This window comes from Pseudomonas sp., from assembly GCF_050739655.1.
Lineage (GTDB): Bacteria > Pseudomonadota > Gammaproteobacteria > Pseudomonadales > Pseudomonadaceae > Aquipseudomonas.
Window position 1 is genome coordinate 1 of record NZ_JBOIBY010000724.1, and the last position, 1368, is coordinate 1368.

A 1368-nucleotide genomic window follows, 5' to 3' on the forward strand; every position below is an offset into this window, starting at 1 on the left:
AGCCCGCTCCCACAAGGTTTGTGTCGTACACAAATCATATGAACAATGCAGAAACCTGTGGGAGTGGGCTTGCCCGCGATTGCGGACTGTCAGTCACCACAATATTGATAAGAGTTGCTCCGGTTCAACCGCGAGGGTGGTGTTTGGCGTGCAGATCCTGCAAGCGGGCTCGGGCGACATGGGTGTAGATCTGAGTCGTCGACAAGTCGCTGTGCCCGAGCAGCATCTGCACCACCCGCAGGTCGGCACCGTGATTGAGCAAGTGCGTGGCGAATGCATGGCGCAAGGTGTGCGGTGACAGCGATTTGCCGATTCCGGCGACCTTGGCCTGGTGCTTGATACGGTGCCAGAACGTCTGGCGCGTCATCTGCTCGCCACGCTGACTGGGAAACAATACATCGCTGGGTCGTCCGCCGAGCAGATCAATGCGGGCATCGCGCATGTAGCGCTCGACCCAGACAATCGCTTCTTCCCCCATAGGCACCAACCGCTCCTTGCTGCCCTTGCCCATCACACGCAACACGCCCTGGCGCAGGTTGACCTGTTCCAGTGTCAGACTGATCAACTCCGTCACTCGCAAACCACAGGCGTAGAGCACTTCGAGCATGGCGCGATCGCGCTGGCCGATCGCTTCGCTCAAATCAGGCGCCTTCAGCAGGGCTTCCACATCGGCTTCCGACAGGGATTTGGGCAGCGGCCTGCCGAGTTGCGGCATATCGACCCGTAGCGTCGGGTCGATGGCGATCAACTTTTCACGCAGTAAATATCGATAGAAGCCACGCACCCCGGAGAGAAATCGTGCGGTCGAACGGGGCTTGTAGTTTTGCTCCAGACGCCAGGCCAGGTGATCAAGGATCAACTCGCGACCGGCATTGACCAGCTCCAGGTTTTTGTCCTGCAACCAACCATTGAACAGGGCGAGGTCGCTGCGATAGGCATCGCGGGTGTTGTCGGAAAGACCTTTTTCCAGCCACAGAGCGTCGAGAAACTGGTCTATCAGAGGATGATCAATGGCAGGCATAAAGGCTCAGGCAAGAACGGTAGTACGGCCACGGAAGATAAATCGCGGGCAACAAAAAAGCAGCCCGTAGGCTGCTTTTTTCTGCATCGGAAGCTGGACTTAAGCCAGTTTTTCCTTGATGCGAGCTGCTTTACCCGACAGGTCACGCAGGTAGTACAGCTTGGCTTTACGTACGTCACCGCGACGCTTGACAGCCATGCTGTCGATTTGCGGGCTGTAAGTCTGGAAAGTACGCTCTACGCCAACACCGTTGGAGATTTTACGAACGGTGAATGCACTGTTTACGCCGCGGTTACGCTTGGCGATAACAACACCTTCGAACGCTTGCAGACGCGAACGGTCGCCTT

General features: G+C 57.0%; 2 protein-coding genes. Both read right to left on the reverse strand.

Features of this window, described 5'->3' with window-relative positions; all coding sequences use genetic code 11:
- Positions 1 to 124 precede the first annotated feature (124 nt).
- The gene (gene xerD / locus ACRESJ_RS34260; protein ID WP_431761839.1) at positions 125 to 1021 is read right to left on the reverse strand and encodes a site-specific tyrosine recombinase XerD; all 897 of its coding nucleotides are present in this window, start codon (positions 1019 to 1021) and stop codon (positions 125 to 127) included.
- Positions 1022 to 1120: 99 nt separating this feature from the next.
- The coding region (gene rplS, locus ACRESJ_RS34265; RefSeq protein ID WP_431761840.1) for a 50S ribosomal protein L19 at positions 1121 to 1368 on the reverse strand (248 nt) is incomplete at its 5' end.

Coding starts and splice junctions, on each gene's coding strand:
- xerD (WP_431761839.1), bottom strand. CDS start 1,021: ATGCCTGCCATTGATCATCCTCTGATAGACCAGTTTCTCGACGCTCTG.